Here is a 22,520-nt window from a genome sequence, read left to right on the forward strand (position 1 = left end):
GCCCGCCCGCCCCTAGAAATCGGAGAACACACCACATGACAACGACGTCAGCGACGTCGACGCGCGGTGGAGCGCGCGTCCACGTCCAGCGCTTCGGCACCTTCCTCTCGGGAATGGTCATGCCGAACATCGCGGCCTTCATCGCCTGGGGCTTCATCACGGCCCTCTTCATCCAGACCGGATGGCTCCCCCTCCTCGGCATTGACGCCACCTGGGTCCAGCAGTTCGGCGGCTGGAGCACGGATCCCGACGTCGTCAACACCGGCCTCGTCGCCCCGATGATCACCTACCTCCTCCCGCTCCTCATCGCGAACACCGGCGGCCGCATGGTCTACGGCGCCCGCGGAGGCGTGGTCGGCACCATCGCGACCATGGGCGTCATCGTCGGCGCCGGCATCCCGATGTTCATCGGCGCCATGATCATGGGCCCGCTGTCGGCGTGGCTCATGAAGAAGGTCGACTCGATCTGGGACGGCAAGATCAAGCCCGGCTTCGAGATGCTGGTCAACAACTTCTCCGCCGGAATCCTCGGCCTCCTCCTCGCGCTCCTCGCCTTCGCGGGCGTCGCGCCGCTCGTGGTCGGCCTCTCGACCGCCCTCGGCGCGGGCGTGGAGTTCCTGGTCAACGCGGGTCTGCTCCCGCTGACCTCGCTCTTCATCGAGCCGGCGAAGATCCTCTTCCTCAACAACGCCATCAACCACGGCATCCTCACGCCGCTGGGCGTGCAGCAGGCGGAGGAGGCGGGCAAGTCCTACCTCTTCCTCCTCGAGGCCAACCCCGGCCCCGGCATGGGCGTGCTCCTGGCGTTCGCGTTCTTCGGCGTCGGCGCGGCCCGCGCCTCGGCTCCCGGCGCGGCGATCATCCACTTCATCGGCGGCATCCACGAGATCTACTTCCCGTACGTGCTGATGAAGCCGGCGCTGCTCGCAGCCGTCATCCTCGGCGGTGCGACCGGTGTCGCGACGAACGTCGCGTTCAACTCCGGCCTCCGCGCCCCCGCCTCGCCCGGCTCGATCATCGCGGTGCTCCTGCAGACCGCGAACGACAGCTTCCTCGGCGTCATCCTCTCTGTGATCCTCGCGACCGCCGTGTCGTTCCTGGTGGCCTCGGTCATCATCCGGTCCGGCCGCAAGCGCGACCTGGCCGCGGAGCAGGAGGGCGACGACAAGCTCGCCGCCGCCGTCGCCGCCAACGAGGCGAACAAGGGCAAGGAGAGCGCCGTCGGCTCGCTCATCAACGCCCGCGGCGCCAACGCTCCGCAGGACTCGGCCGGCGCCTCGACCGCGGGAGCCACGGCCACCGCGACCCAGGTCCGGAACATCGTCTTCGCCTGCGACGCCGGCATGGGCTCGTCCGCGATGGGCGCCTCTGTTTTGCGGAACAAGATGAAGAAGGCGGGCTTCGAGGACGTCACGGTCACCAACAAGGCGATCGCCGCTCTCGAGGACGACGTGGACCTGGTCATCACCCAGGCCGAGCTCACGGAGCGCGCCCGCCAGCGCACCCCGGGCGCCATCCACGTCTCCGTGGACAACTTCATGAACAGCCCGAAGTACGACGAGGTCGTCTCGCTGGTCGCGGAGCAGCACGGCAAGTAGTACGCCAACCATTCGGAGGGAACCCGTAGGGTGCGACAGAGCGGACACGCTCCGCTCGCCCCTGCGGGTTCCCTCGCTGTCAGCACCTCCACGGAAGGACGCACCCCATGAGCGACGTGCTCACCATCGGACAGATCGACGCCTCCGGCACCGCCACCACGAAGGAGGCCGCCATCAAGGAGGCCGCCGACATGCTGGTCGGCGTCGGCGCGGTCACCCCCGCCTACTACGAGGCCATGCTCGCCCGCGAGGCGACCGTCTCGACCTACATGGGCAACCTGCTCGCCATCCCGCACGGCACCAACGACGCGAAGGACGAGATCCGCTCCTCCGCCCTCTCGTTCGTGCGCTACGCGCAGCCGATCGACTGGGACGGCAACGAGGTGCGCTTCGTCGTCGGCATCGCCGGCGTCGACAACGAGCACCTCGAGATCCTCTCCAAGATCGCGATCATCTTCTCGGAGGAGGACGAGGTGCAGAAGCTCCTCGACGCCCCGGACGCGCAGTCGCTCTACAGCCTGCTGGGCGAGGTCAACTCCTGATGCCCACCGCCGTCCACTTCGGCGCCGGCAACATCGGCCGCGGCTTCGTCGGCCTGATCCTGCACGGCGCCGGCTACGAGCTCGTCTTCGCCGACGTCAACTCCGAGCTGATCGGCCGCCTCGCCGCCGCCGACAGCTACGAGGTGCACGAGGTGGGGGAGGAGGCGGCCACGCACGTCGTCGACCGCTTCCGCGCGATCGACTCGGCCGCCGACGAGGAGGCGCTCGTCCGCGAGATCGCCGCCGCCGACATCGTCACCACGGCCGTCGGCCCGAACATCCTGCGCTTCGTCGCCCCCGTGATCGCGAAGGGCCTCGCCGCCCGCGACGAGTCGGCGCCGCGGCTGGCGGTCATGGCCTGCGAGAACGCGATCAACGCCACGCGCCTCCTGCAGACCGAGGTCGCCGCGAACCTCGGCGCGGACGAGTGGGAGCGCCTGCGCACCCGCGCCGTCTTCGCCGACACCGCGGTAGACCGCATCGTCCCGAACCAGGAACCGGGCCAGGGCCTGGACGTGACAGTGGAGAGCTTCTTCGAGTGGGTCGTCGACCGCACTCCGTTCGAGGGCACCGAGCCGGAGATCCCGGGCGCGACCTGGGTCGACGACCTCGAGCCCTTCATCGAGCGGAAGCTCTTCACGGTGAACACCGGCCACGCGACGGCCGCCTACACCGGCTTCGCGGCCGGAGCGCACAAGCTCTCCGACGCGCTGGCGATGCCCGAGGTGCACGACGCGGTCAAGGCCGCGCTCGAGGACACCAAGGCGCTCATCGTGGCCAAGCACGGCTTCAGCGACGAGGAGCAGCAGGCCTACCTCGAGAAGACGCTGAAGCGCTTCGCCAACCCGTACCTGACCGACACGGTCGACCGGGTGGGACGCCAGCCGCTGCGGAAGCTGTCGCGGCACGAGCGCTTCATCGGACCGGCGGCCGAGCTCGCCGAGCGCGGGCGCACGCCGGAGGGCCTGCTCGCCGCGATCGGCGCCGCGCTGCGCTTCGACGTGCCCGAGGACCCCCAGAGCGTGGAGCTCCACGAGAAGCTGGCCGCGCTCACCCCGGAGGAGTTCGTGGCGGAGGTCACCGGCCTCACGGCCGAGCATCCGCTCTTCGACCGGGTCGTGGCGGTCGTCCGCGGCTAGTCCCGTGGCCGCACGACGGTGAACGACGACGAGGTCCCCTGCTTCCCGCGGGGGACCTCGTCGTCGTCTGCGGCGGCTCGGGCGGAGCGCTAGAACAGCCGCCAGCGCGTGAGCGGCCAGGCCACGGCGAAGACGCGTCCGGTGACCCTGTCGATCGGCACGGTCTTCACGCATGTGTCGATCGGCCCGCCGGCGCCGCGGCACTCGCCGAGCGAGTCGTTGGAGTTCGACCGGTGGTCGCCCAGGACGAAGAGGGAGCCCTCGGGGACGGTGTACTCGTCGAAGCAGCGGAGGGACGCGGGGCTCGTCGTGCAGTCGAGGGTCCCGGGGGTGAAGGGGAAGTCCTCGAACACGTAGGACTCGTCCAGCGGCTTCCCGTCGACCAGCACGTGCCCCTCGGCGTCGCAGCAGGAGACGGTGTGGCCCCCCTCGGCGATCAGTCTCTTGACGAGGAACTCCTCGTGGGAGGGGCCGATGCTGGTGACGTCGCCGAAGGTCTTCACGATCTCGGAGAGGGGGCTGCCGGCCTCGTCGCTCGCGCCCCAGTCGGCGTCGCGCGAGAAGACGACGATCTGCCCCTCCTCCGGCCCGCCCTGGAGGGCGAGGGTGCGGTCGACCAGGATGCGGTCGCCGAAGAACCCTCCGCCCTGGAGGGTGTTCTCCATCGAGCCGGTCGGCACCGTGTACACCTTCACGAAGAAGGTCTGCACCAGGGCGATGACCGCGATCGCCGCCAGGATCGTCACCACCGGGTGCGAGTACCAGCTCCGCCTCGCGGTCGCGGACCTCGTCGTGCGCGCCATGTGCTCTCCCTCCGGCTCGACGGAGCCAGCCTAGGCGGCGGCGGACGCAGGGCCGGGCAGGGGGCGCGCGTCGGGCGCGGAGGCGGAGGAGGGGGCGACACGCCCGAGGTGGCGGAGCGGCCGCGATTCGCGTAGCATCGACCCTTGGTGTTTTGCGCGTGCTCCGGCATGCCCGCGAACCCCGATCCGGGCTCTCGCCCGGTGGTGGCTCGTCGCGGAAACATTCGCACGACCAGTACACACACTACTTCCGAACGACAGTGAGGCTATGGCCAAAAAAGACGGTGTCATCGAAATCGAAGGTGCGGTTGTCGAGGCGCTCCCCAACGCGATGTTCCGCGTGGAGCTGACCAACGGACACAAAGTTCTCGCCCATATCTCGGGCAAGATGCGTCAGCACTACATCCGGATCCTCCCCGAGGACCGGGTGATCGTGGAGCTGAGCCCCTACGACCTGACCCGCGGCCGGATCGTCTACCGCTACAAGTAGACGTTCGCTCCGCTGACGTTCGCGACGTGCGTGTCCTGTAAGGAACGGCCCCGGCATCCGCCGGGAGCACGACGCCAGCGAAAACAAGGACAAGAACAATGAAGGTCAACCCCAGCGTCAAGCGCATCTGCGACCACTGCAAGATCATCCGCCGCCACGGCAACGTGATGGTCATCTGCAGCAGCAACCCCCGCCACAAGCAGCGCCAGGGCTAGTCCCGCTGCTTCCGCGAGGGAGCGCAGGGGCGGCGTGCCGCCCCACTGCACAACTGAACACACCCGCAGCACCAGAAATCGCGCAGCACCCCGGCGACCCCGGGGTGGACGGCGAGGACACCTTCGGTCGGAGGCCGAGGCACCGGTGCTGCTTCACACCTCCACTCACTCACAGGAGAAGCCACAATGGCACGTCTGGCAGGAGTAGACATCCCGCGCGAGAAGCGCGTGGAGGTCGCACTGACCTACATCTACGGTGTCGGCCGCACTCGCGCGCTCAAGACCCTGAGCGACACCGGGATCGACGGCAACATCCGCGTCAAGGACCTCAGCGACGACCAGCTCGTCTCGCTCCGCGACTACATCGAGGGCAACTACAAGGTGGAGGGCGACCTCCGCCGCGAGGTCGCCGCCGACATCCGCCGCAAGGTCGAGATCGGCTCGTACGAGGGCCTCCGCCACCGTCGCGGCCTCCCGGTCCGTGGACAGCGCACCAAGACGAACGCGCGCACCCGCAAGGGACCCAAGCGCACCGTCGCCGGCAAGAAGAAGGCCGGCCGCAAGTAACGCGGGCGACACGGACCTAGAGGAGATACAGAATTGGCTACCCCCAAGTCGGCCGCGCGCAAGCCGCGCCGCAAGGAGAAGAAGAACATCGCTGTGGGCCAGGCCCACATCAAGTCGACGTTCAACAACACCATCGTCTCGATCACCGACCCCTCCGGGGCCGTCATCAGCTGGGCCTCGTCCGGTGGAGTCGGCTTCAAGGGCTCGCGCAAGTCGACGCCGTTCGCCGCCCAGCTCGCCGCCGAGTCGGCCGCGCGCCAGGCTCAGGAGCACGGCATGAAGAAGGTGGACGTCTTCGTGAAGGGCCCCGGCTCGGGTCGTGAGACCGCGATCCGCTCGCTCCAGGCCGCAGGCCTCGAGGTCGGCTCGATCAACGACGTCACCCCGCAGGCGCACAACGGCTGCCGCCCGCCCAAGCGTCGTCGCGTCTAAGCAGCACTCGCAGCCGTCGGCCGGCCGCACGAACCGCCTCCGGGCGGGGAGTGCGGCCGGCCGGCGGATCGCGCATTTCTTTCACAACTCCACACCTCGCAAACGCACGTGTCATATAGCGGACACGTGATCGAAAGGAATCATCAGTGCTTATCGCACAGCGTCCGACGCTCACCGAGGAGAACATCTCGGAGTTCCGTTCCCGCTTCGTCATCGAGCCCCTCGAGCCCGGCTTCGGCTACACGCTCGGCAACTCGCTGCGTCGCACCCTGCTGTCCTCCATCCCCGGCGCCGCTGTCACCAGCATCCGGATCGACGGAGTCCTGCACGAGTTCACGACCGTCCCGGGCGTCCGCGAGGACGTCACCGAGATCATCCTGAACATCAAGGGACTCGTCGTCTCCTCCGAGCACGACGAGCCGATCACCGCCTACCTGCGCAAGCAGGGAGCCGGCCAGGTCACCGCCGCGGACATCTCGGCTCCGGCCGGTGTCGAGATCCACAACCCGGAGCTCGTCATCGCCACGCTGAACGACAAGGCGAAGTTCGAGCTCGAGCTCACGATCGAGCGCGGCCGCGGCTACGTCTCGGCGACTCAGAACCGCAGCGAGTTCTCCGAGGCCGGCCAGATCCCGGTCGACTCGATCTACTCGCCCGTGCTGAAGGTCACCTACCGCGTCGAGGCCACCCGTGCCGGCGAGCGCACCGACTTCGACCGCCTGGTCGTGGACGTGGAGACGAAGGCCGCGATCTCGCCGCGCGACGCCATCGCCTCCGCCGGACGCACGCTGACCGAGCTGTTCGGTCTCGCCCGCGAGCTGAACAACGCGGCCGAGGGCATCGAGATCGGCCCCGCGCCGGTCGACGCGGTCCTCTCGACCGAGCTGTCCATGCCCATCGAGGACCTCGACCTCTCGGTGCGCAGCTACAACTGCCTCAAGCGCGAGGGCATCAACAACGTCAATGAGCTCGTCGCCCTCTCGGAGACGCAGCTCATGAACATCCGCAACTTCGGTCAGAAGTCGGTGGATGAGGTCAAGGAGAAGCTGACGGAGCTCGGCCTGTCGCTCAAGGACTCGGTCCCCGGGTTCGACGGCGCCCACTTCTACAGCTACGACGACGAGAGCATCTAGGTCCTCCGCTCCGGAGCCCCGGCTCCTCGCGTCCGACCTGCTGACACCCCTTTAGTACTGGAGTAAACCCATGCCCAAGCCCACCAAGGGCCCCCGCCTCGGAGGCGGACCCGCACACGAGCGCCTGCTGCTGGCGAACCTGGCCGCGGCCCTGTTCACGCACAAGAGCATCAAGACGACCGAGACCAAGGCCAAGCGCCTTCGTCCGCTCGCCGAGCGCCTGGTGACCTTCGCCAAGCGCGGCGACCTGCACGCCCGCCGTCGCGTCCTCGCGACGATCGGCGACAAGTCGGTCGTCCACGAGCTCTTCACCGAGATCGCTCCGCTCGTCGCCGAGCGCGAGGGCGGCTACACCCGCATCACCAAGATCGGCCCCCGCAAGGGAGACAACGCGCCCATGGCCGTGATCGAGCTCGTCCTCGAGCCCGTCACGCCCAAGGCGAAGAAGTCGCGCACCGCCACGGCGCCCGTGTCCGCTCCGGTGGACGAGGCCCCCGCCGAGGAGACGACTGCCGAGGAGACCCCCGTCGAGGAGGCGCCCGTGCAGGACGCTCCCGTCGAGGACGCCGCACAGGACGCTCCTGTCGAGGAGACCGGCGCGACCAAGTAGTCACGCCCCCTCTGCCGAGAGCCCTCCGTCCCCTCCGGGGCGGGGGGCTCTCGTCGTTCCACGGGGCCGAGTGGCGCGAATCGTCGCTTACGATGGCACGGCTGCGCTCGTCGGGTGCGGCCGCGTCACGACCGGCGCCCGGGGTCCGCCCCGACGATCCTCGGAGGACTCCTGTGCGACTGCGCTCCTCGGCCGCTGCGGCGCTCCTCGCCCTGGCACTCGCGGGCGGAGTGAGCGGCTGCGCCTCCGGCGAGGTGATCGACGTGCCGGAGTCGGCGGGTCTCGCGAGCACGACCCCCGTGCCGTCGGCCGCACCGACCGTGCCCTCCGTGCCCTCTGTGCCGTCGAGCGAGGGTGTGGACTGCGCGACCGCTCTCCCCGCCTCCCTCGTCGAGCAGGAGGCCGGCCTGACGGCGGGCACCGTGTCGATCACCGCCGCGGGAGACACGTGCTCCTACGCCGTCGACGGCGGCGACCCGGTCGTCGTGCTGACGCTGCACCGCGGGCCCCTCGTCGAGACCTTCACCGGTGCGGGCGAGGCGCTCGGCGCCGTGCCGGTCTCGCTGGGCACGGCCGCCTACTGGGTGCAGGGCATCGCCTCCGCCCCCTCCGAGCTGGCCGTGCTCGCAGGCGGCTGGGAGGCGCGGATCGTCTCCTCGGTCGGCGAGCAGTCGACGCTGGTCGGCTGGGCGGTCTCGGCCCTGGCAACCGTCGACGTCCCGCTCGCGGTCGCCTGAGCCGCGACCACGGCGCGCTCTAGACTCGTCTGATGCTCCACCGCGTCCGCCTCGACCTGGCCTACGACGGCTCGCACTTCTCCGGCTGGGCCAAGCAGCCCGGCCTCCGCACCGTGCAGGGGGTGCTCGAGGAGTCGCTCGCCCTGGTGCTGCGCTCCGAGCAGCACCCGACCGTGACGGTCGCCGGGCGCACCGACGTCGGCGTGCACGCCAGCGCCCAGGTCGCCCACGTCGACCTCACCCCCGAGCAGTGGGGCCGCATCAGCAGCGGCAGGCGCCGACCGGGGGAGGAGCCGTTCCCGCCCGCGTCGATCCTGGAGCGGCGGCTCCGCGGGATCCTCGGGCAGTACACCGACGTCTCGGTGCACCGGGTGACGGAGGCGCCGGAGGGGTTCGACGCGCGGTTCTCGGCGCGCTGGCGGCGGTACGAGTACCGGCTGGCCGACGCCTCCTCGATGCGCCACCCGCTCGACCGCACGTACACCACCTGGATCACCGACTCCCTCGACCTCGACGCGATGACGGCCGCGGCCCGCTCGCTCCTGGGCCTTCACGACTACGCGTCGTTCTGCCGTGCCCGCGCAGGGGCCACCACCATCCGGAGCCTGCTCGACTTCACCTGGGAGCGCGACGCCGACGGAGTCCTGCACGCCCACCTGCGCGCGGACGCCTTCTGCCACAGCATGGTGCGGGCCCTCGTGGGGGCGTGCGTGGCGGTCGGCGCCGGGAAGCTCGAGGCGGGGGCGGTCCCGCTGCTCCGGGACGCCGCCCGACGGACCAACGCGTTCGCGGTGATGCCGGCCCGCGGCCTCATCCTCCGCGAGGTCGACTACCCCGAGGACGACGCACTCGCCGAGCGGGCCCTGCTCACCCGGGCGAAGCGCACCGTGCGGACCGAGGAGCCGGACCCGGAGGACTCGGAGTGAGGCGAGGGCGCGCGACCGCGCCCCGCGACCCGTGGCGGCTCGGGTCGCACCTCCCGCCGCCGGAGCCCCTGCCGCCACGATCCGTGCTTGGCCGCACGGGGGCTTTGCTGTAATGTCGACCCTTGGTGTTTTCGGCCGTGTGCCGAGCGCCCGAAGTTGAGCCCTCCACCGGATCGGTTCGGCCCCCTCGCGGGTCGAACGGCCACGGAGCGGGATCCACGAACACCTCACTCCGACCAGAAAGCAGCACTCACGTGACTCGCACTTTTTCTCCGAAGCCGGCTGACGTCCAGCACGACTGGATCGTCATCGACGCGTCCGACGTCGTGCTCGGCCGTCTCGCCACCCACGCCGCGGCGCTCCTGCGCGGCAAGCACAAGGCCACCTTCGCGCCGCACATGGACATGGGCGACTTCGTCATCATCGTCAACGCGGAGAAGGTCGCCCTCACCGGCCAGAAGCTCCTCCAGAAGAAGGCCTACCGCCACTCCGGCTACCCGGGCGGCCTCTCGGCCACCACGTACGCCGAGCTCCTCGAGAAGAACCCGGTCCGCGCCGTCGAGAAGGCCATCCGCGGCATGCTCCCCAAGAACTCCCTCGGCCGCGCCCAGCTGCGCAAGCTGAAGGTCTACACGGGATCCGAGCACCCCCACGCGGCCCAGCAGCCGCAGGCGTACGCCTTCACCCAGGTCGCCCAGTAGGCTCCGGCCCTCCCCGACACCCCAGACTTCGAAGACAAAGGATCACCTACACCGTGGCGAAGATCGCAGACCAGATCGACGTGGCTCCCGAGAGCTACTCCACCGAAAGCCCGGCCACCGAGGCGTCCACGACGCCCCGCGCCGTCCTCAACGTCTCCGGCGCAGCCGTGGGCCGACGCAAGCAGGCCATCGCCCGCGTGCGCCTCGTCCCCGGCAACGGCGGCATGACCGTCAACGCCCGCGAGTTCGCGGAGTACTTCCCCAACAAGCTGCACCAGCAGCTGATCACCGACCCCTTCAAGGTGCTCGACCTGATCGGCTCCTACGACGTGGTCGCCAAGATCACCGGCGGCGGCCCCTCCGGCCAGGCCGGCGCGCTGCGCCTCGCCATCGCCCGTGCGCTCAACGAGATCGACCGCGAGAACAACCGCGCGATCCTGAAGAAGGCGGGCTTCCTGACCCGCGACGCCCGCGTCATCGAGCGCAAGAAGGCCGGTCTCAAGAAGGCCCGCAAGGCGTCCCAGTTCTCGAAGCGCTAGTCGACGCGGCCTGACGGCCGCACGACCAGCAGCTCGAGAAGGGACTGCGCACCATGCCGCGCCTGTTCGGAACAGACGGCGTCCGTGGCCTCGCTAATCGCGAGGTCACGGCCGACCTGGCTCTCGGCCTTGCCCAGGCGGCCGCCCGTGTACTCGGAGCGGCCGCCCGGGCCGAGGGCCGTCGGCCCGTCGCCGTGCTCGCCCGCGACCCCCGCATCTCCGGTCAGTTCATCGGAGCCGCGGTCGCGGCGGGTCTCGCGAGCGCTGGAGTCGACGTACTCGACGCCGGCGTCATCCCGACGCCCGCCACCGCCTACCTCATCGCCGACGAGAACGCCGACTTCGGCGTGATGATCTCGGCCTCGCACAACCCCGCAGCCGACAACGGCATCAAGTTCTTCGCCGCAGGCGGACGCAAACTCCCGGACGAGCTCGAGAACCGCATCGAAGCGGCCCTCGGAGTCCCCCCGCTCACGCCGACCGGAGCCGACGTCGGCCGCATCACCCGCTTCTCCGACGCGGAGGACCGCTACGTCCTCCACCTGCTCGGATCCCTCGAGGGCACCCGTCTCGACGGCCTGCACGTGGTCATCGACTGCGCGCACGGCGCCGCCGCCGGCATCTCGCCCCAGGTGTTCACCGACGCCGGAGCGACCGTCACCGTCATCGGCAACGACCCCGACGGCCTCAACATCAACGACGGAGTGGGCTCCACCCACCTCGACAACGTCGCCGACGCCGTCCGCGCGGCCGGCGCCGACATCGGCATCGCCCACGACGGCGACGCCGACCGCTGCCTCGCGGTGGACGCCCAGGGCCGCATCGTCGACGGCGACCAGATCATGGCGATCCTCGCGACCGCCATGGCCCGCCGCGGCGCCCTCCGCGACGACGTCCTCGTGGCCACCGTCATGAGCAACCTCGGCCTCAAGCTCGCCATGCGCGACGCCGGCATCCGCGTCATCGAGACCGCGGTCGGCGACCGCTACGTCCTCGAGGCGATGAACGACGGCGGCTACTCGCTCGGCGGGGAGCAGTCCGGCCACGTCATCATGAGCCGCTACGCCACCACCGGCGACGGCGTGCTCACCGGCCTCCAGCTCGCGGCCGAGATGGCCCGGACCGGACGCACGATCGCCGACCTGGCCGCCGTCATGTCCGTCTTCCCGCAGACCCTCCTCAACGTGCGCGGCGTCGATCGCGAGGGCGTCCGCGACGACGAGGTCATCGCCTCCGCCGTCGCCGACGCCACCGCCGAGCTCGGCAGCGACGGCCGCGTGCTCCTGCGCCCCTCCGGCACCGAGCCGATGGTGCGCGTCATGGTCGAGGCGAAGACGCAGGAGACGGCCGACCGCCTCGCCGAATCGCTCGCCGCGGTCGTGCTCGAGCGGCTGCGTTCTTAAGGAGCCGCTCCCTGCGCGGCTCCTCGCGGTCGGCTTGGGGAGGTGGTCGCGATGGGTGGAGCGGGGTGCGTTCGCCGCGGGTGAATCGCTTGGCACGCGATTCCCACGACGGCTCGTGGGTTGGGCCGCTCCCTGCGCGGCTCCTCGCGGTCGGCTTGGGGAGGTGGTTGCGATGGGTGGAGCGGGGCGCGTTCGCCGCGGGTGAATCGCTTGGCACGCGATTCCCACGACGGCTGTGTTCGTTGAGGGGCCGCTCCCTGCGCGGCCCCTCGCGGTCGGCTTGTCGAGGTGGTTGCGCGGGTGGAGCGGGTCGCGATCGCCGCGCGTGAATCGCTTGGCACGCGATTCCCGCCGACGGCGGTGTTGGTTGCGGGGCCGCTCCCTGCGCGGCCCCTCGCGGTCGGCTTGTGGAGGTGGTCGCGCTGGGTGGAGCGGGTCGCGTTCGCCGCGCGTGAATCGCTTGGCACGCGATTCACGCTGACGGCTCGTGGGTGGTGGCGAGCCTGCGCCGATCGTGCGGTGAAGGGGTTCGAGGTCGGTGGCTGCGCGGTGCGCGCGGCGGCGAACAGCGACCGGGGGCGCGGTCAGATCTTGCGGAGGAGGACCGAGGAGACGGTGTGGTCGGCCTGCTTGCGGAGGACCAGGCTCGCGCGGGAGCGGGTGGGGCGCACGTTCTGCAGCAGGTTCGGCTCGTTGATCGCGGCCCAGATGCTCCGCGCGCGCTCACGGGCCTCGTCCGGACTGAGCGCCGCGTAGCGGTGGAAGTAGGAGTTCGGATTCGCGAACGCGCCCTGCTGCAGGGTGAGGAAGCGCTCCTCGTACCAGCGCGCGATGTCGCTGGTCCGGGCGTCGACGTAGACGGTGAAGTCGAACAGGTCGCTCACCGCCAGGCCGTGACCGGGCACCGGCGGCTGCAGCACGTTCAGGCCCTCGACGATCAGCACGTCCGGCCGCCGCACGACGATCTCGGCGTCGGGGACGATGTCGTAGGAGAGGTGCGAGTAGAACGGCGCGCGCACCTCCGCGGCCCCGCCCTTCACCTCCGAGACGAAGCGCAGCAGCGCCCGCCGGTCGTACGACTCGGGGAAGCCCTTGCGGCTCATCAGACCGCGGCGCTCCAGCTCGCGGTTGGGCAGCAGGAAGCCGTCGGTGGTCACCAGCTCGACGCGGGGCGTGTCCTCCCAGCGGGCGAGCAGCTCCCGAAGCAGGCGCGCGATCGTCGACTTGCCCACCGCGACCGACCCCGCGACGCCGATCACGAACGGAGTCGGCTGCGCGCGCTCCCCGAGGAACGTGCTCGTCGCGCGGTGCAGGTGCCGCGCGCCACCGGCGTACAGGCTCAGCAGGCGCGAGAGCGGCAGGTAGACCTCCGCGACCTCGGTGAGGCTCAGCCGGTCGCCCAGCCCCCGCAGCTGCACGACCTCGGTCTCCGACAGCGGCAGCTCCGTGGTGCGGGCGAGCTCGGCCCAGTCGGAGCGGACGATCTCGACGAAGGGGGAGGGGTGCGCGTCGCGCGCGGGATCGCGAGGAGACGACGGCATGGGGACCGATCCTAGCGTCCGCCCCGCCGGGTGCCCGACGCCGCGGGAGGCGCCTCCGCGCCGCTTAGAATCGAGCGCATGTGTGGAATCGTTGGATACGTCGGTGAGCGCGACAGCCTGGCCGTGCTGCTCGGGGGCCTGAAGCGTCTGGAGTACCGCGGCTACGACTCGGCCGGCGTGGCCGTGATCGACGCCGACGGGCAGCTCGACAGCCGCAAGCGCTCGGGCAAGCTCAGCGTCCTGGTCGACGACCTCGAGGCGCACCCGCTGGCCGAGGGCACCACGGGCATCGGCCACACCCGCTGGGCGACGCACGGCGGCCCGACCGACCGCAACGCCCACCCCCACCTCGCGGACGAGGGCAGGCTCGCCGTCATCCACAACGGCATCATCGAGAACTTCCAGCCGCTCAAGGAGCAGCTGCTCGCCGAGGGCGCCGTCTTCGAGAGCGAGACCGACACCGAGGTCGCCGCGCACCTGATCGCCCGCGAGTACCGCCGCACCGGCGACCTCGTGCTCGCCTTCCAGGCCGTCGTCGCGCACCTCGAGGGCGCGTTCACTTTGCTCGCCCTGCACCAGGACCAGCCCGGCGTGGTCGTCGGCGCGCGCCGCAACTCGCCGCTCGTGATCGGCCTGGGCGACGGGGAGAACTTCCTCGGCTCCGACGTCGCGGCGTTCGTCGAGTTCACCCGCCGCGCGGTCGCCATCGGCCAGGACCAGATCGTCACGATCACCCCGGAGCTCGTCACGGTGACCGACTTCTTCGGCAACCTCGTCGAGACCGAGCCGTTCGAGATCGCCTGGGACGCGTCGGCGTCCGAGAAGGGCGGCTGGTCGAGCTTCATGGCCAAGGAGATCACCGAGGGCCCCGAGGCCGTCGCCAACACGCTCCGCGGCCGCATCCACGAGGGCGCGATCACGCTGCCCGAGCTCGACGCGCTCGGTCCGGTGCTGACGGAGATCGACCGCATCACGATCATCGCCTGCGGCACGGCCGCCTACTCGGGCATGGTCGCCAAGTACGCGATCGAGAAGTGGGCGCGCGTCCCCGTCGAGGTCGAGCTCAGCCACGAGTTCCGCTACCGCGACCCGGTGCTCACCCCGCGCACCCTCGTCGTCTCGATCAGCCAGTCCGGCGAGACGATGGACACGCTGATGGCGGTCAAGTACGCCCGCGAGCACGGCGCCAAGACGCTCTCGGTCTGCAACACCCAGGGCGCGACGATCCCGCGCGAGTCGGACGCCGTGCTCTACACGCACGCGGGACCGGAGGTGGCGGTCGCCTCGACCAAGGCCTTCGTCGCCCAGATCGCGGCGCTCTACCTCTTCGGGCTGCACCTGGCCGCGGTGCGCGGTGCCGCCTCCACCGAGCTCGTCGCCTCGCAGGCGGCTCAGCTCGCCGCGATCCCGGAGAAGCTCTCCCGCGTGCTCGACGCCTCCGACGACATCGCCCAGCTGGCCGGCTGGATGGCCGACACCCGTGCGGTGCTGTTCCTCGGCCGCCACGTCGGCTACCCGGTGGCGCTCGAGGGCGCGCTGAAGCTCAAGGAGCTCGCCTACATCCATGCCGAGGGCTTCGCGGCGGGCGAGCTCAAGCACGGCCCGATCGCACTGATCGAGCCTGGCCAGGTCGTCTTCGTGATCGTGCCGAGCCCGAGCGAGTCGTACGAGCTGCAGCGCAAGGTGATCTCGAACATCCAGGAGATCAAGGCCCGCGGCGCCCGCGTCATCGCGATCGCGGAGCAGGGCGATACGGCCGCGATCCAGATCGCCGACGAGGTCGTGCCGATCCCGCTCGCCGACCCGCTGTTCGAGCCGCTGCTCGCCGTCACCCCGCTGCAGATGTTCGCGATGGAGCTCGCCGCCGCCAAGGGCCTCGACGTCGACCAGCCGCGCAATCTCGCCAAGTCGGTCACGGTCGAGTGATCGAGCCGTGATCGTGGGGATCGGGGTGGACGTCGTGGACCTCGCGCGCTTCGAGCGCTCGCTGTCGCGCACGCCCCGGCTCCGCGACCGCCTGTTCGCCGAGAGCGAACGCTCGCTCCCGGTCGCCTCGCTGGCGGGCCGCTTCGCCGCCAAGGAGGCGCTGATCAAGGCGCTCGGCGACTCCGTGGGCGCCCGCTGGCTCGACATGGTCGTCGAGCGGGACAAGCACGGGAATCCGTCCTTCGCGCTGCACGGCCCGGCCCGGGCGGCCGCGGAGGCGCGGGGGATCACGCGCGTGCACCTCTCGATGACGCACGACGCGGGCGTGGCCTGCGCGTTCGTGGTGGCCGAGTCGTGAGCGTCCCCGCGTCGTACCGCGAGGCGGTGATCGACGTCGACGCGATGGCGGCGAACGCCGCGCGTCTGCGCGAGCTCACCGGTGCCCGACGGCTCATGGCCGTCGTCAAGGCCAACGGCTACGGGCACGGCGCCCTGGCCGCGGCGCAGGCGGCGCTCGACGGCGGCGCGGACGCCCTCGGCACCGCGGAGCTGCGGGAGGCCGTGGCCCTGCGCGAGGCAGGCGTCGTCGCTCCGATCCTCTGCTGGCTGCACGACCCCGGCGAGGACTTCGACGCGGCGCTCGAGCACTCGATCGACGTCGCCGTCTCCTCCGTCGACCAGCTCGACACGCTCGCGCAGTCGGCGGAGGACCGCGGCGTGCGCGCGGCCGTGCAGCTCAAGGTCGACACCGGCCTCAGCCGCAACGGCGCCGCGGAGGAGGAGTGGCCGCACCTGGCGGAGGCGCTCGCCCGTCACAGCGCTCGCGGCACCGTCCACCTCACCGGGCTCTTCTCGCACCTGTCCAACACCTCGCGCGAGGACGACCTCGCCCAGCTCGCGCTCCTCCGCCGCGCCGAGGCCGTGCTGGCCGCGCACGGGGTGCAGGCGCCGGTCCTGCACCTCGCGGCGACGGCGGCGGCGCTGCGCCTCCCGGAAGCACGCCTCGACATGGTGCGCAGCGGCATCGCCCTCTACGGACTCTCGCCGTTCGAGGACGAGACCTCGCTCCAGCTCGGGCTCGTCCCGGCGATGACGCTCCAGGGCCGCGTCGCCGGCGTCCGCCGGGTGCCCCACGGGACCGGCGTGAGCTACGACTACACCTGGCGGGCCGAGGGCGGGACGACCCTCGCACTCGTGCCGTTCGGCTACGCGGACGGCATCCCGCGGAGCGCCTCCGGCGTCGCGGAGGTCTCGATCGGCGGCCGCCGCCATCGGATCGCCGGGCGGGTCGCGATGGACCAGTTCGTCGTCGACGTGGGGGACGCGAGCGTCGCGACGGGCGACCCGGTGACCCTCTGGGGCGACCCGACGACCGGCGTCCCCTCGGTCGACGAGTGGGCGCGGTGGTGCGGCACCATCAACTACGAGCTGGTCACCCGGCTCGGGCCGCGCGTCCAGCGGCGGCTGCTGAGCGCGGCGGACGGCCGTGCCTGAGCGCTCCTGGTTCGCGGACCGCGTCGTCGAGGTCGCCGATCCGGAGGCCATGGCGGAGCTCGGCCGCGAGCTCGGCCGAGTGCTGCGCGCCGGCGATCTGCTGGTGCTGACGGGGCCGCTCGGCGCGGGCAAGACGACCTTCACGCGCGGGCTCGGCGAGGGCCTCGACGTGCGGGGTCCCGTGACGAGCCCCACCTTCGTGATCGCGCGGACGCACCCGCCGCTGCACGACGGGCCGCCGCTCGTGCACGTCGACGCCTACCGCGTGGGCTCGCCGGTCGAGCTCGACGACCTCGACCTCGATCCGGCGCGCTCGGTGGTCGTCGTGGAGTGGGGGGCCGGGATGCTGGACGGCGTCGCGGAGTCCTGGCTCGACGTGGTCATCGAGCGGCCGACCGCCGACTCCGACGCCGAGGAGGGCGAGGAGCCGATCGAGCCGCGCACCGTCCGCTTCCGCGGCACCGGCTGGAGCTGAGCCCGCGGGTACCCTGGACGCGTGCTCCTCGCGATCGACACCTCCTCCGGAACCTCCGTCGCCGTCGTCGACTCCGCGGGCGCCGTGCGCTCGGAGCGCACCGAGACCGACACCATGCGCCACGCGGAGGTGGTCGGCCGGCTGATCCAGGAGGCGCTCGAGGCGGCCGACGTGGCTCCCGGGGGCATCGAGGCGGTCGCCGTGGGCATGGGCCCCGGCCCCTTCACCGGCCTCCGGGTCGGGATCGCCGCCGCCCGGGCCTTCGCGCTCGGCCGCGGCGTCCCCACCCTCCCCGTGGTCTCGCACGACGCGATCGCGCTCGCCGCGCTGCGGCACGGGCGCGCCGCCGGCTTCCTCGTCGTCACCGACGCCCGCCGCCGCGAGCTGTACTGGAGCGCCTACGACGGGCTCGACGACCAGGGACTCCCCGTCCGCCTCGCCGGCCCGGGCCTGGACAAGCCGCCGGCCCTCCCGCATCCGGAGCTCCCGCGCCTGGAGGCCGAGTCGGTCTCCGCCGGCGAGCTCGGAGTCGTGGCCGCCCGCCTGCGCGCGGCCGGCCGGCCCGGTGCCGCGGACGAGCCCCTCTACCTCCGCTCGCCCGACGTCACGCTGTCGGCCGGCCCCAAGCGGGTGACCGCATGAGCGAGGCCGTGCTCCGCGACGCGCAGGCGGACGACCTCGACGCCGTCATGGCGATCGAGGAGTCCGAGTTCGCCGGCGACGCCTGGTCGCGGGGGATGATGGCGGAGGAGATCCGGAGCCGTCACACCCGGTACCTGGTCGCCGAGCAGGACGGCGAGGTGGTCGGCTACGCCGGGCTCCTCTGCCCCGTCGGCGCTCACGAGGGCGACGTGCAGACGATCGCGGTCGTCGCCCGGGTCCGCCGCACCGGCCTCGGCCGCCGACTGCTGCGCGCGCTCCTCGAGGCGGCCCGCGAGCGAGGTGCCCGCGAGGTCTTCCTCGAGGTCCGCGCCGACAACCCCGCCGCGCAGACCCTCTACCGCTCGGAGGGCTTCGAGGAGATCGGCGTCCGCCCCGCCTACTACCAGCCCGACGGAGTGGACGCGATCGTGATGCGCCTGCCGCCGACCCCGACCCAGGAGACCCCGTGAGCACCGGACCCCTCGTCCTCGGCATCGAGACCAGCTGCGACGAGACGGGGATCGGCATCGTCCGCGGCACGACGCTGCTCTCGAACACCATAGCCTCCTCGATGGAGGAGCACGCCCGCTACGGCGGCGTCGTGCCCGAGGTGGCCGCCCGGGCGCACCTGGAGGCGCTCGAGCCCGCCCTGCACGCGGCGCTCTCCGAGGCCGGTGTCGCGCTCGGCGACCTGGACGCGATCGCGGTCACCAGCGGACCGGGGCTCTCGGGCGCCCTCATGGTCGGCGTCGGAGCGGCGAAGGCGCTCGCCGTCTCGCTCGGCCTGCCGCTCTACGCCGTGAACCACCTCGTCGGACATGTGGGAGCCGACGTCCTCCGTTCAGACGGCAGCGAGGGCAGCCCCGTCGAGGTGCCGACGATCGCGCTGCTGGTCTCGGGCGGGCACACTTCGCTCCTGCACGTGCGCGATCTGGTGTCGGACGTCGAGCTGCTCGGCGAGACCATCGACGACGCCGCCGGCGAGGCCTTCGACAAGGTGGCGCGAGTCCTGGGCCTGCCCTATCCGGGCGGACCGCAGATCGACCGGGTGGCGGCGGACGGGGACCCGAAGGCGATCCGCTTCCCCCGCGGGCTCAGCCTGCCGAAGGACCTCGAGCGCCACCGCTACGACTTCTCGTTCTCGGGGCTGAAGACCGCGGTCGCCCGCTGGGTCGAGAAGCGCCAGGACGCGGGGGAGGAGGTGCCCGTGGCCGACGTCGCGGCGAGCTTCCGCGAGGCGGTCGCCGACGTCCTGCTCACGAAGGCGCTCGCCGCCTGCCGCGACCGGGGCGTGCCGCGCCTCCTGCTCGGCGGCGGCGTGGTCGCCAACGCCCGGGTGCGCGCGCTGGCGGAGGAGCGGTGCGCGGCCGCGGGAGTGACCCTGCGGATCCCGGCGCTCTCGCTCTGCACCGACAACGGCGCGATGATCGCCGCACTGGCGGCGCAGCTGATCGAGGCGGGGCATCCGCCGTCGGGGCTCGGATTCGGGGCCGACTCGACCCTCCCGGTCACCGAGATCCAGGTCCGCTGAGGCCTCTACCGGGCGGCAGCCGGGGCGCGCAAGCGCCGTCCAGCTTTTTGACAGGCGGATCGTGCCACTGCCACTCTTGGCCGCATCCGCTCGTTCCTGACCCTGGGGGATTCCATGACCACTCCGTACACGCCCGCGTCCGACCGCTACAACATCCTGGCGATCATCGGCTTCATCGCCTCGTTCTTCGTCTCCATCGTGGGCATCGTGCTGGGCTTCATCGCCCTGTCGCAGATCAAGCGCACGGGGGAGAAGGGCCGCGGCCTCGCCCTCGCCGCCGTCATCATCGGCTTCGTCGCGATCATCATCACCATCATCTCGTTCGTCGCGCTCTTCTCGATCGCGGCGACCATGCCCACGACCGGGTACTGATCGACACGCCTCCGAGGCTCGGGGGCGCCCGCACCACCAGGAGGACACCGTGACCGACGACACCGCGCCCGGACCGCAGACCGGACCGGCGCCCGCGCCGTTCGCCCCTCCGCTCGGCGAGCCGTCGGCGGCCTACCCGCCGCCGACGGCCGCCGCCGATCCCTACCCCGGTCTCCCGCCCCGCCGCCCGCCGATGAACCCGCTCGCGGTCGCGGCTCTGGTGTGCGGACTGCTGGGGCTGGCGCCCGCCGCCATCGTCCTCGGCCACATCGGCTTCGCCCAGGCCCGACGCTCCGGACAGCGCGGCCGCGGTCTCGCGGTCGCCGGCTTCGTGCTGGGCTACCTCGCGATCGTCCTCGCTGTGATCGCCTACCTCGCCTGGACGGCCTTCGTGGGCGACCTGCGCGACGGCGGGTACCTGCCCGCGTGAGCGGACGGAACCCCTCCGCCGCCGCCCGGGTGCTGGCTAGACTCGCGCCATGAGCGACGACAGCACCCGTCCCGGCCCCGGCTCCGACGAGCAGCACGGCTCCGTCCCGGTCCCGCCGGCCCCGCCCGTCCCCCCGGCTCCGCCCGCTCCGCCCTCGGCCGCGTCGCAGCCGTCGGTGCCGCTCGCCGACTCCGCACCGCCGGCCTACGGGTCGCCGCCGCCCCCGCCCGCGTACCCCTCGGCGCCCGCCTACTCCTCCGTGCCCGGCCACCCCGCCGCCTATGCGGCCGCACCGGCGCCCGTCGTCCCCCGCACGCTGAGCCTCGTCGGGATGATCCTCGGCATCGTCGGCCTGGTCATCACGCTCTTCGCCGCCGGTTTCGGCTTCCTGCTGTCGGCTCCGGCCGTCGTGCTCGGCTTCCTCGGACGCCGGCGCGAGCCGGCCGCGCGCGGCTTCGCGCTGACCGCGATCATCACCGGGTTCGCCGGCATCGCCGTCTCGCTGATCTACCTGGCGGTCTTCCTCGTCTTCGTCGTGGTCGCCCTCGCCGCCGGCACCTCCGGCTACTGAGCCGGCGCGGGCCGCTCGACGCGCTCCGCGAGCAGCGCGCGGTGGCGCCCGGCGATCCGCGTCAGGATCAGCACCGCGCTGCCGGTGCCGGAGAGGCTCAGCCGCTTGCGGAAGCGGGCGGGATCGACGTCCACCCCGCGCTTCTTGATCTCGAGCACGCCGATGCCGCGGGTGCGCAGCTCCTTCGCCAGCGTGCGCTCGTCCAGCGGCAGCTCGGCGAGGACCCGGAAGCTGCGGAGGAAGGGCGAGGCGGCCGCATGGTCGCCGGTCAGGTAGGCGATGCCGGGCGAGAGCATCCGCGAGTCGCTGGAGCGCGCGAGCTCGCCCAGGAGGCGCGCGCGGATCGCGGAGCCGTCCGGCTCGTGCACGAACGCGCCGAGGGGGCCGACCTCCTCGTCCTCGCTGTCGCCCGCCGCGGTGAGCTCGGAGGAGCCGGCCGCGCCGAGCAGCAGAGCGGAGCGGCGCACGCCCGGGCGCGCCAGAGAACCGAACCAGAGCCCGGTCTCGACCAGCTCCCCGTCGACCGAGACCCACTGCGCCTCGGCGTCCCGCGGCAGGCGCTCGCGGTCGAAGCCGGGACCCACCTTCACGCCCACGGGACGGTGCTCGGCCAGGCCGAACGCGAAGTCGAGGGAGGGGGAGTAGTCGTCCGGATCGTCGAGCCGGCGGGTCTCGCGGTGGCCGGCCGTGCGGCGTGCCGGGTCCAGGTAGACGGCGTCGAAGCCGTCGAGGTCGAAGCCCTCGGCCGTCGAGTGCACGGCGCTCGCCGCGGGGAACGGGGCGAGGTTGAAGCTGGCCAGGGTCGCGGTGACCTCGTCGGCCTCGACGGCGGTGACCGCCAGGTCGATCGCGGCCATCGCGAGGGCGTCGCCGCCGATCCCGCTGCCGAGGTCGGCGACGCGCGCCGCTCCCGCCGCGGCGAACCGGCCGGCGTGCAGGGCGGCGACGCGCAGCCGCGTCGCCTGCTCGAGTCCCGCGTCCGTGAAGAGCATCGAGCGGGCGAACTCGCCGAACTTCGCCTCCGCCTTCTGCCGGAGCCTCGCCTGGGTGAGCACCGCGGCGACGAGGACGGGGGAGTGGCCGGCGGCCCGGAGGCTTGCCACAGCCCGCACCAGGTCGTCGGACCGGTAGCCGTCGAGGGAGTCGAGGAGCCGGAGGCCCTCGGGGGAGAGGAGCTCGACCAGCTCGTCGCGTCGCATCCGGCCATGGTAGGCCACGGCCTCCCGGCGGGTCCGCCGCCCCGCTTGGCACTCTGATTGCACGAGTGCCAGCGGAGCCCCTACGATGGATCTAGCACTCTCGGAGCGTGTGTGCCAGAACCGCGTTCCGCCCACATCGTCGTCAAGAAAGAGGTCAACCGTGTCGGTGTCCATCAAGCCGCTCGAAGATCGCATCGTCATCAAGCAGGTCGAGGCGGAGCAGGTGACCGCTTCCGGTCTCGTCATCCCCGATACCGCCAAGGAGAAGCCGCAGGAGGGCGAGGTCGTCGCCGTCGGACCCGGTCGCATCGACGACAACGGCAACCGCGTGCCGCTCGACGTCGCCGTCGGCGACAAGGTGATCTACTCCAAGTACGGCGGAACCGAGGTCAAGTTCGGTGGCGAGGACCTGCTGGTCCTCTCCGCTCGCGACGTCCTCGCGGTCGTCGTCCGCTAGGCAGCATCCCTCGGAAGGGCCCGTCGACCTCGGTCGGCGGGCCCTTC

Annotated in this window: 28 protein-coding genes; 25 read left to right on the plus strand and 3 right to left on the minus strand. The window is 71.7% G+C overall.

Annotation, left to right across the window (positions count from 1 at the left end):
* Positions 1-35 precede the first annotated feature (35 nt).
* The 3 genes from C5C55_RS12590 to C5C55_RS12600 all read left to right on the plus strand — a co-directional run bounded on the left by C5C55_RS12590 (position 36) and on the right by C5C55_RS12600 (position 3,279).
* Positions 36-1,598 (plus strand): PTS mannitol transporter subunit IICB, encoded by a 1,563-nt coding sequence (locus tag C5C55_RS12590; protein WP_104224995.1) that lies wholly within the window; start codon positions 36-38, stop codon positions 1,596-1,598.
* Positions 1,599-1,705: 107 nt separating this feature from the next.
* A complete protein-coding gene (locus C5C55_RS12595; RefSeq protein WP_104224996.1) occupies positions 1,706-2,140 on the plus strand; it encodes a PTS sugar transporter subunit IIA in 435 nt (144 codons plus the stop codon).
* Positions 2,140-3,279 (plus strand): mannitol-1-phosphate 5-dehydrogenase, encoded by a 1,140-nt coding sequence (locus C5C55_RS12600; protein WP_104234150.1) that lies wholly within the window; start codon positions 2,140-2,142, stop codon positions 3,277-3,279. Before C5C55_RS12595 ends, C5C55_RS12600 begins: the two co-directional genes overlap by 1 nt.
* Before the next feature lie 89 nt (positions 3,280-3,368).
* On the opposite strand, the gene lepB is transcribed toward C5C55_RS12600, so the two are convergent.
* Entirely contained in the window at positions 3,369-4,082 is a 714-nt protein-coding gene (gene lepB, locus C5C55_RS12605; protein WP_104224998.1) for a signal peptidase I, read from the minus strand.
* Between the two features lie 268 nt (positions 4,083-4,350).
* Here lepB and infA point away from each other — a divergent pair, with 268 nt between their 5' ends.
* The 11 genes from infA to glmM all read left to right on the plus strand — a co-directional run bounded on the left by infA (position 4,351) and on the right by glmM (position 11,835).
* Positions 4,351-4,572 carry a translation initiation factor IF-1 gene (gene infA, locus C5C55_RS12610; RefSeq protein ID WP_022883252.1) on the plus strand — a complete coding sequence of 74 codons (222 nt, stop codon included), beginning with the start codon at positions 4,351-4,353 and terminating at the stop codon, positions 4,570-4,572.
* A gap of 98 nt (positions 4,573-4,670) precedes the next feature.
* A complete protein-coding gene (gene rpmJ / locus C5C55_RS12615; protein ID WP_055787164.1) occupies positions 4,671-4,787 on the plus strand; it encodes a 50S ribosomal protein L36 in 117 nt (38 codons plus the stop codon).
* 186 nt (positions 4,788-4,973) lie between these two features.
* Entirely contained in the window at positions 4,974-5,354 is a 381-nt protein-coding gene (gene rpsM, locus C5C55_RS12620) for a 30S ribosomal protein S13 (protein WP_068251511.1), read from the plus strand.
* A gap of 33 nt (positions 5,355-5,387) precedes the next feature.
* Positions 5,388-5,786: a 30S ribosomal protein S11 gene (gene rpsK / locus C5C55_RS12625; protein ID WP_055787170.1), complete on the plus strand. Its 399-nt coding sequence runs from the start codon at positions 5,388-5,390 to the stop codon at positions 5,784-5,786.
* Between the two features lie 146 nt (positions 5,787-5,932).
* Positions 5,933-6,919, plus strand: coding sequence for a DNA-directed RNA polymerase subunit alpha (locus tag C5C55_RS12630; RefSeq protein ID WP_104224999.1), 987 nt, complete (start codon positions 5,933-5,935; stop codon positions 6,917-6,919).
* 70 nt (positions 6,920-6,989) lie between these two features.
* Positions 6,990-7,529 (plus strand): 50S ribosomal protein L17, encoded by a 540-nt coding sequence (gene rplQ / locus C5C55_RS12635; protein ID WP_104225000.1) that lies wholly within the window; start codon positions 6,990-6,992, stop codon positions 7,527-7,529.
* Positions 7,530-7,702: 173 nt separating this feature from the next.
* The gene (locus C5C55_RS12640; RefSeq protein WP_104234151.1) at positions 7,703-8,266 is read left to right on the plus strand and encodes a hypothetical protein; all 564 of its coding nucleotides are present in this window, start codon (positions 7,703-7,705) and stop codon (positions 8,264-8,266) included.
* A 32-nt stretch (positions 8,267-8,298) separates the two neighbouring features.
* Positions 8,299-9,192, plus strand: coding sequence for a tRNA pseudouridine(38-40) synthase TruA (locus C5C55_RS12645; protein WP_104234152.1), 894 nt, complete (start codon positions 8,299-8,301; stop codon positions 9,190-9,192).
* Positions 9,193-9,446: 254 nt separating this feature from the next.
* On the plus strand, positions 9,447-9,893 hold the full coding sequence (rplM, locus tag C5C55_RS12650) for a 50S ribosomal protein L13 (protein WP_104225003.1): 447 nt from the start codon (positions 9,447-9,449) through the stop codon (positions 9,891-9,893).
* Positions 9,894-9,946: 53 nt separating this feature from the next.
* On the plus strand, positions 9,947-10,432 hold the full coding sequence (gene rpsI / locus C5C55_RS12655; protein WP_104225004.1) for a 30S ribosomal protein S9: 486 nt from the start codon (positions 9,947-9,949) through the stop codon (positions 10,430-10,432).
* Positions 10,433-10,485: 53 nt separating this feature from the next.
* The gene (gene glmM, locus C5C55_RS12660) at positions 10,486-11,835 is read left to right on the plus strand and encodes a phosphoglucosamine mutase (protein ID WP_104227412.1); all 1,350 of its coding nucleotides are present in this window, start codon (positions 10,486-10,488) and stop codon (positions 11,833-11,835) included.
* A 584-nt stretch (positions 11,836-12,419) separates the two neighbouring features.
* On the opposite strand, the gene coaA is transcribed toward glmM, so the two are convergent.
* Complete coding sequence (gene coaA / locus C5C55_RS12665) at positions 12,420-13,376, minus strand: type I pantothenate kinase (RefSeq protein ID WP_104234153.1); 957 nt, start codon at positions 13,374-13,376, stop codon at positions 12,420-12,422.
* A gap of 78 nt (positions 13,377-13,454) precedes the next feature.
* Here coaA and glmS point away from each other — a divergent pair, with 78 nt between their 5' ends.
* The 10 genes from glmS (at position 13,455) to C5C55_RS12715 (ending at position 20,817) form a co-directional block, all read left to right on the plus strand.
* Entirely contained in the window at positions 13,455-15,302 is a 1,848-nt protein-coding gene (gene glmS, locus C5C55_RS12670; RefSeq protein WP_104234154.1) for a glutamine--fructose-6-phosphate transaminase (isomerizing), read from the plus strand.
* Between the two features lie 7 nt (positions 15,303-15,309).
* Positions 15,310-15,660 carry a holo-ACP synthase gene (locus tag C5C55_RS12675; protein WP_104234155.1) on the plus strand — a complete coding sequence of 117 codons (351 nt, stop codon included), beginning with the start codon at positions 15,310-15,312 and terminating at the stop codon, positions 15,658-15,660.
* Entirely contained in the window at positions 15,657-16,796 is a 1,140-nt protein-coding gene (alr, locus tag C5C55_RS12680; RefSeq protein ID WP_104225010.1) for an alanine racemase, read from the plus strand. The genes C5C55_RS12675 and alr overlap by 4 nt, the downstream gene beginning before the upstream one ends.
* Before the next feature lie 49 nt (positions 16,797-16,845).
* On the plus strand, positions 16,846-17,271 hold the full coding sequence (gene tsaE, locus C5C55_RS12685) for a tRNA (adenosine(37)-N6)-threonylcarbamoyltransferase complex ATPase subunit type 1 TsaE (protein WP_104234182.1): 426 nt from the start codon (positions 16,846-16,848) through the stop codon (positions 17,269-17,271).
* A 21-nt stretch (positions 17,272-17,292) separates the two neighbouring features.
* Positions 17,293-17,913 (plus strand): tRNA (adenosine(37)-N6)-threonylcarbamoyltransferase complex dimerization subunit type 1 TsaB, encoded by a 621-nt coding sequence (tsaB, locus tag C5C55_RS12690; protein ID WP_104225011.1) that lies wholly within the window; start codon positions 17,293-17,295, stop codon positions 17,911-17,913.
* Positions 17,910-18,383, plus strand: coding sequence for a ribosomal protein S18-alanine N-acetyltransferase (gene rimI, locus C5C55_RS12695; protein ID WP_104234156.1), 474 nt, complete (start codon positions 17,910-17,912; stop codon positions 18,381-18,383). The genes tsaB and rimI overlap by 4 nt, the downstream gene beginning before the upstream one ends.
* Positions 18,380-19,444 carry a tRNA (adenosine(37)-N6)-threonylcarbamoyltransferase complex transferase subunit TsaD gene (gene tsaD, locus C5C55_RS12700; protein WP_104234157.1) on the plus strand — a complete coding sequence of 355 codons (1,065 nt, stop codon included), beginning with the start codon at positions 18,380-18,382 and terminating at the stop codon, positions 19,442-19,444. The genes rimI and tsaD overlap by 4 nt, the downstream gene beginning before the upstream one ends.
* A 114-nt stretch (positions 19,445-19,558) precedes the next feature.
* The gene (locus C5C55_RS12705) at positions 19,559-19,816 is read left to right on the plus strand and encodes a DUF4190 domain-containing protein (protein WP_104234158.1); all 258 of its coding nucleotides are present in this window, start codon (positions 19,559-19,561) and stop codon (positions 19,814-19,816) included.
* A 49-nt stretch (positions 19,817-19,865) separates the two neighbouring features.
* A complete protein-coding gene (locus C5C55_RS12710) occupies positions 19,866-20,246 on the plus strand; it encodes a DUF4190 domain-containing protein (RefSeq protein WP_104234159.1) in 381 nt (126 codons plus the stop codon).
* Positions 20,247-20,295: 49 nt separating this feature from the next.
* A complete protein-coding gene (locus C5C55_RS12715; RefSeq protein ID WP_104234160.1) occupies positions 20,296-20,817 on the plus strand; it encodes a DUF4190 domain-containing protein in 522 nt (173 codons plus the stop codon).
* Here C5C55_RS12715 and C5C55_RS12720 read toward each other — a convergent pair.
* Entirely contained in the window at positions 20,811-22,016 is a 1,206-nt protein-coding gene (locus C5C55_RS12720; RefSeq protein WP_104234161.1) for an SAM-dependent methyltransferase, read from the minus strand. The genes C5C55_RS12715 and C5C55_RS12720 overlap by 7 nt on opposite strands.
* Before the next feature lie 160 nt (positions 22,017-22,176).
* Here C5C55_RS12720 and groES point away from each other — a divergent pair, with 160 nt between their 5' ends.
* A complete protein-coding gene (gene groES, locus C5C55_RS12725) occupies positions 22,177-22,473 on the plus strand; it encodes a co-chaperone GroES (RefSeq protein WP_097167691.1) in 297 nt (98 codons plus the stop codon).
* The last annotated feature ends 47 nt before the right edge of the window (positions 22,474-22,520 follow it).

Origin of the sequence: Rathayibacter sp. AY1C2 (assembly GCF_002931195.1) — a bacterium.
GTDB lineage: Bacteria > Actinomycetota > Actinomycetes > Actinomycetales > Microbacteriaceae > Rathayibacter.

Bases quoted from the DNA above. Each gene is read 5' to 3' on its own strand.
- lepB (WP_104224998.1), bottom strand. From the start codon at position 4,082: ATGGCGCGCACGACGAGGTCCGCGACCGCGAGGCGGAGCTGGTACTCG.
- C5C55_RS12645 (WP_104234152.1), top strand. From the start codon at position 8,299: ATGCTCCACCGCGTCCGCCTCGACCTGGCCTACGACGGCTCGCACTTC.
- infA (WP_022883252.1), top strand. From the start codon at position 4,351: ATGGCCAAAAAAGACGGTGTCATCGAAATCGAAGGTGCGGTTGTCGAG.
- C5C55_RS12595 (WP_104224996.1), top strand. From the start codon at position 1,706: ATGAGCGACGTGCTCACCATCGGACAGATCGACGCCTCCGGCACCGCC.
- C5C55_RS12590 (WP_104224995.1), top strand. From the start codon at position 36: ATGACAACGACGTCAGCGACGTCGACGCGCGGTGGAGCGCGCGTCCAC.
- C5C55_RS12720 (WP_104234161.1), bottom strand. From the start codon at position 22,016: ATGCGACGCGACGAGCTGGTCGAGCTCCTCTCCCCCGAGGGCCTCCGG.
- rplQ (WP_104225000.1), top strand. From the start codon at position 6,990: ATGCCCAAGCCCACCAAGGGCCCCCGCCTCGGAGGCGGACCCGCACAC.
- rpsM (WP_068251511.1), top strand. From the start codon at position 4,974: ATGGCACGTCTGGCAGGAGTAGACATCCCGCGCGAGAAGCGCGTGGAG.
- C5C55_RS12705 (WP_104234158.1), top strand. From the start codon at position 19,559: ATGACCACTCCGTACACGCCCGCGTCCGACCGCTACAACATCCTGGCG.
- rimI (WP_104234156.1), top strand. From the start codon at position 17,910: ATGAGCGAGGCCGTGCTCCGCGACGCGCAGGCGGACGACCTCGACGCC.
- tsaE (WP_104234182.1), top strand. From the start codon at position 16,846: ATGGCGGAGCTCGGCCGCGAGCTCGGCCGAGTGCTGCGCGCCGGCGAT.
- coaA (WP_104234153.1), bottom strand. From the start codon at position 13,376: ATGCCGTCGTCTCCTCGCGATCCCGCGCGCGACGCGCACCCCTCCCCC.
- C5C55_RS12600 (WP_104234150.1), top strand. From the start codon at position 2,140: ATGCCCACCGCCGTCCACTTCGGCGCCGGCAACATCGGCCGCGGCTTC.
- rpmJ (WP_055787164.1), top strand. From the start codon at position 4,671: ATGAAGGTCAACCCCAGCGTCAAGCGCATCTGCGACCACTGCAAGATC.
- glmM (WP_104227412.1), top strand. From the start codon at position 10,486: ATGCCGCGCCTGTTCGGAACAGACGGCGTCCGTGGCCTCGCTAATCGC.
- C5C55_RS12715 (WP_104234160.1), top strand. From the start codon at position 20,296: ATGAGCGACGACAGCACCCGTCCCGGCCCCGGCTCCGACGAGCAGCAC.
- glmS (WP_104234154.1), top strand. From the start codon at position 13,455: ATGTGTGGAATCGTTGGATACGTCGGTGAGCGCGACAGCCTGGCCGTG.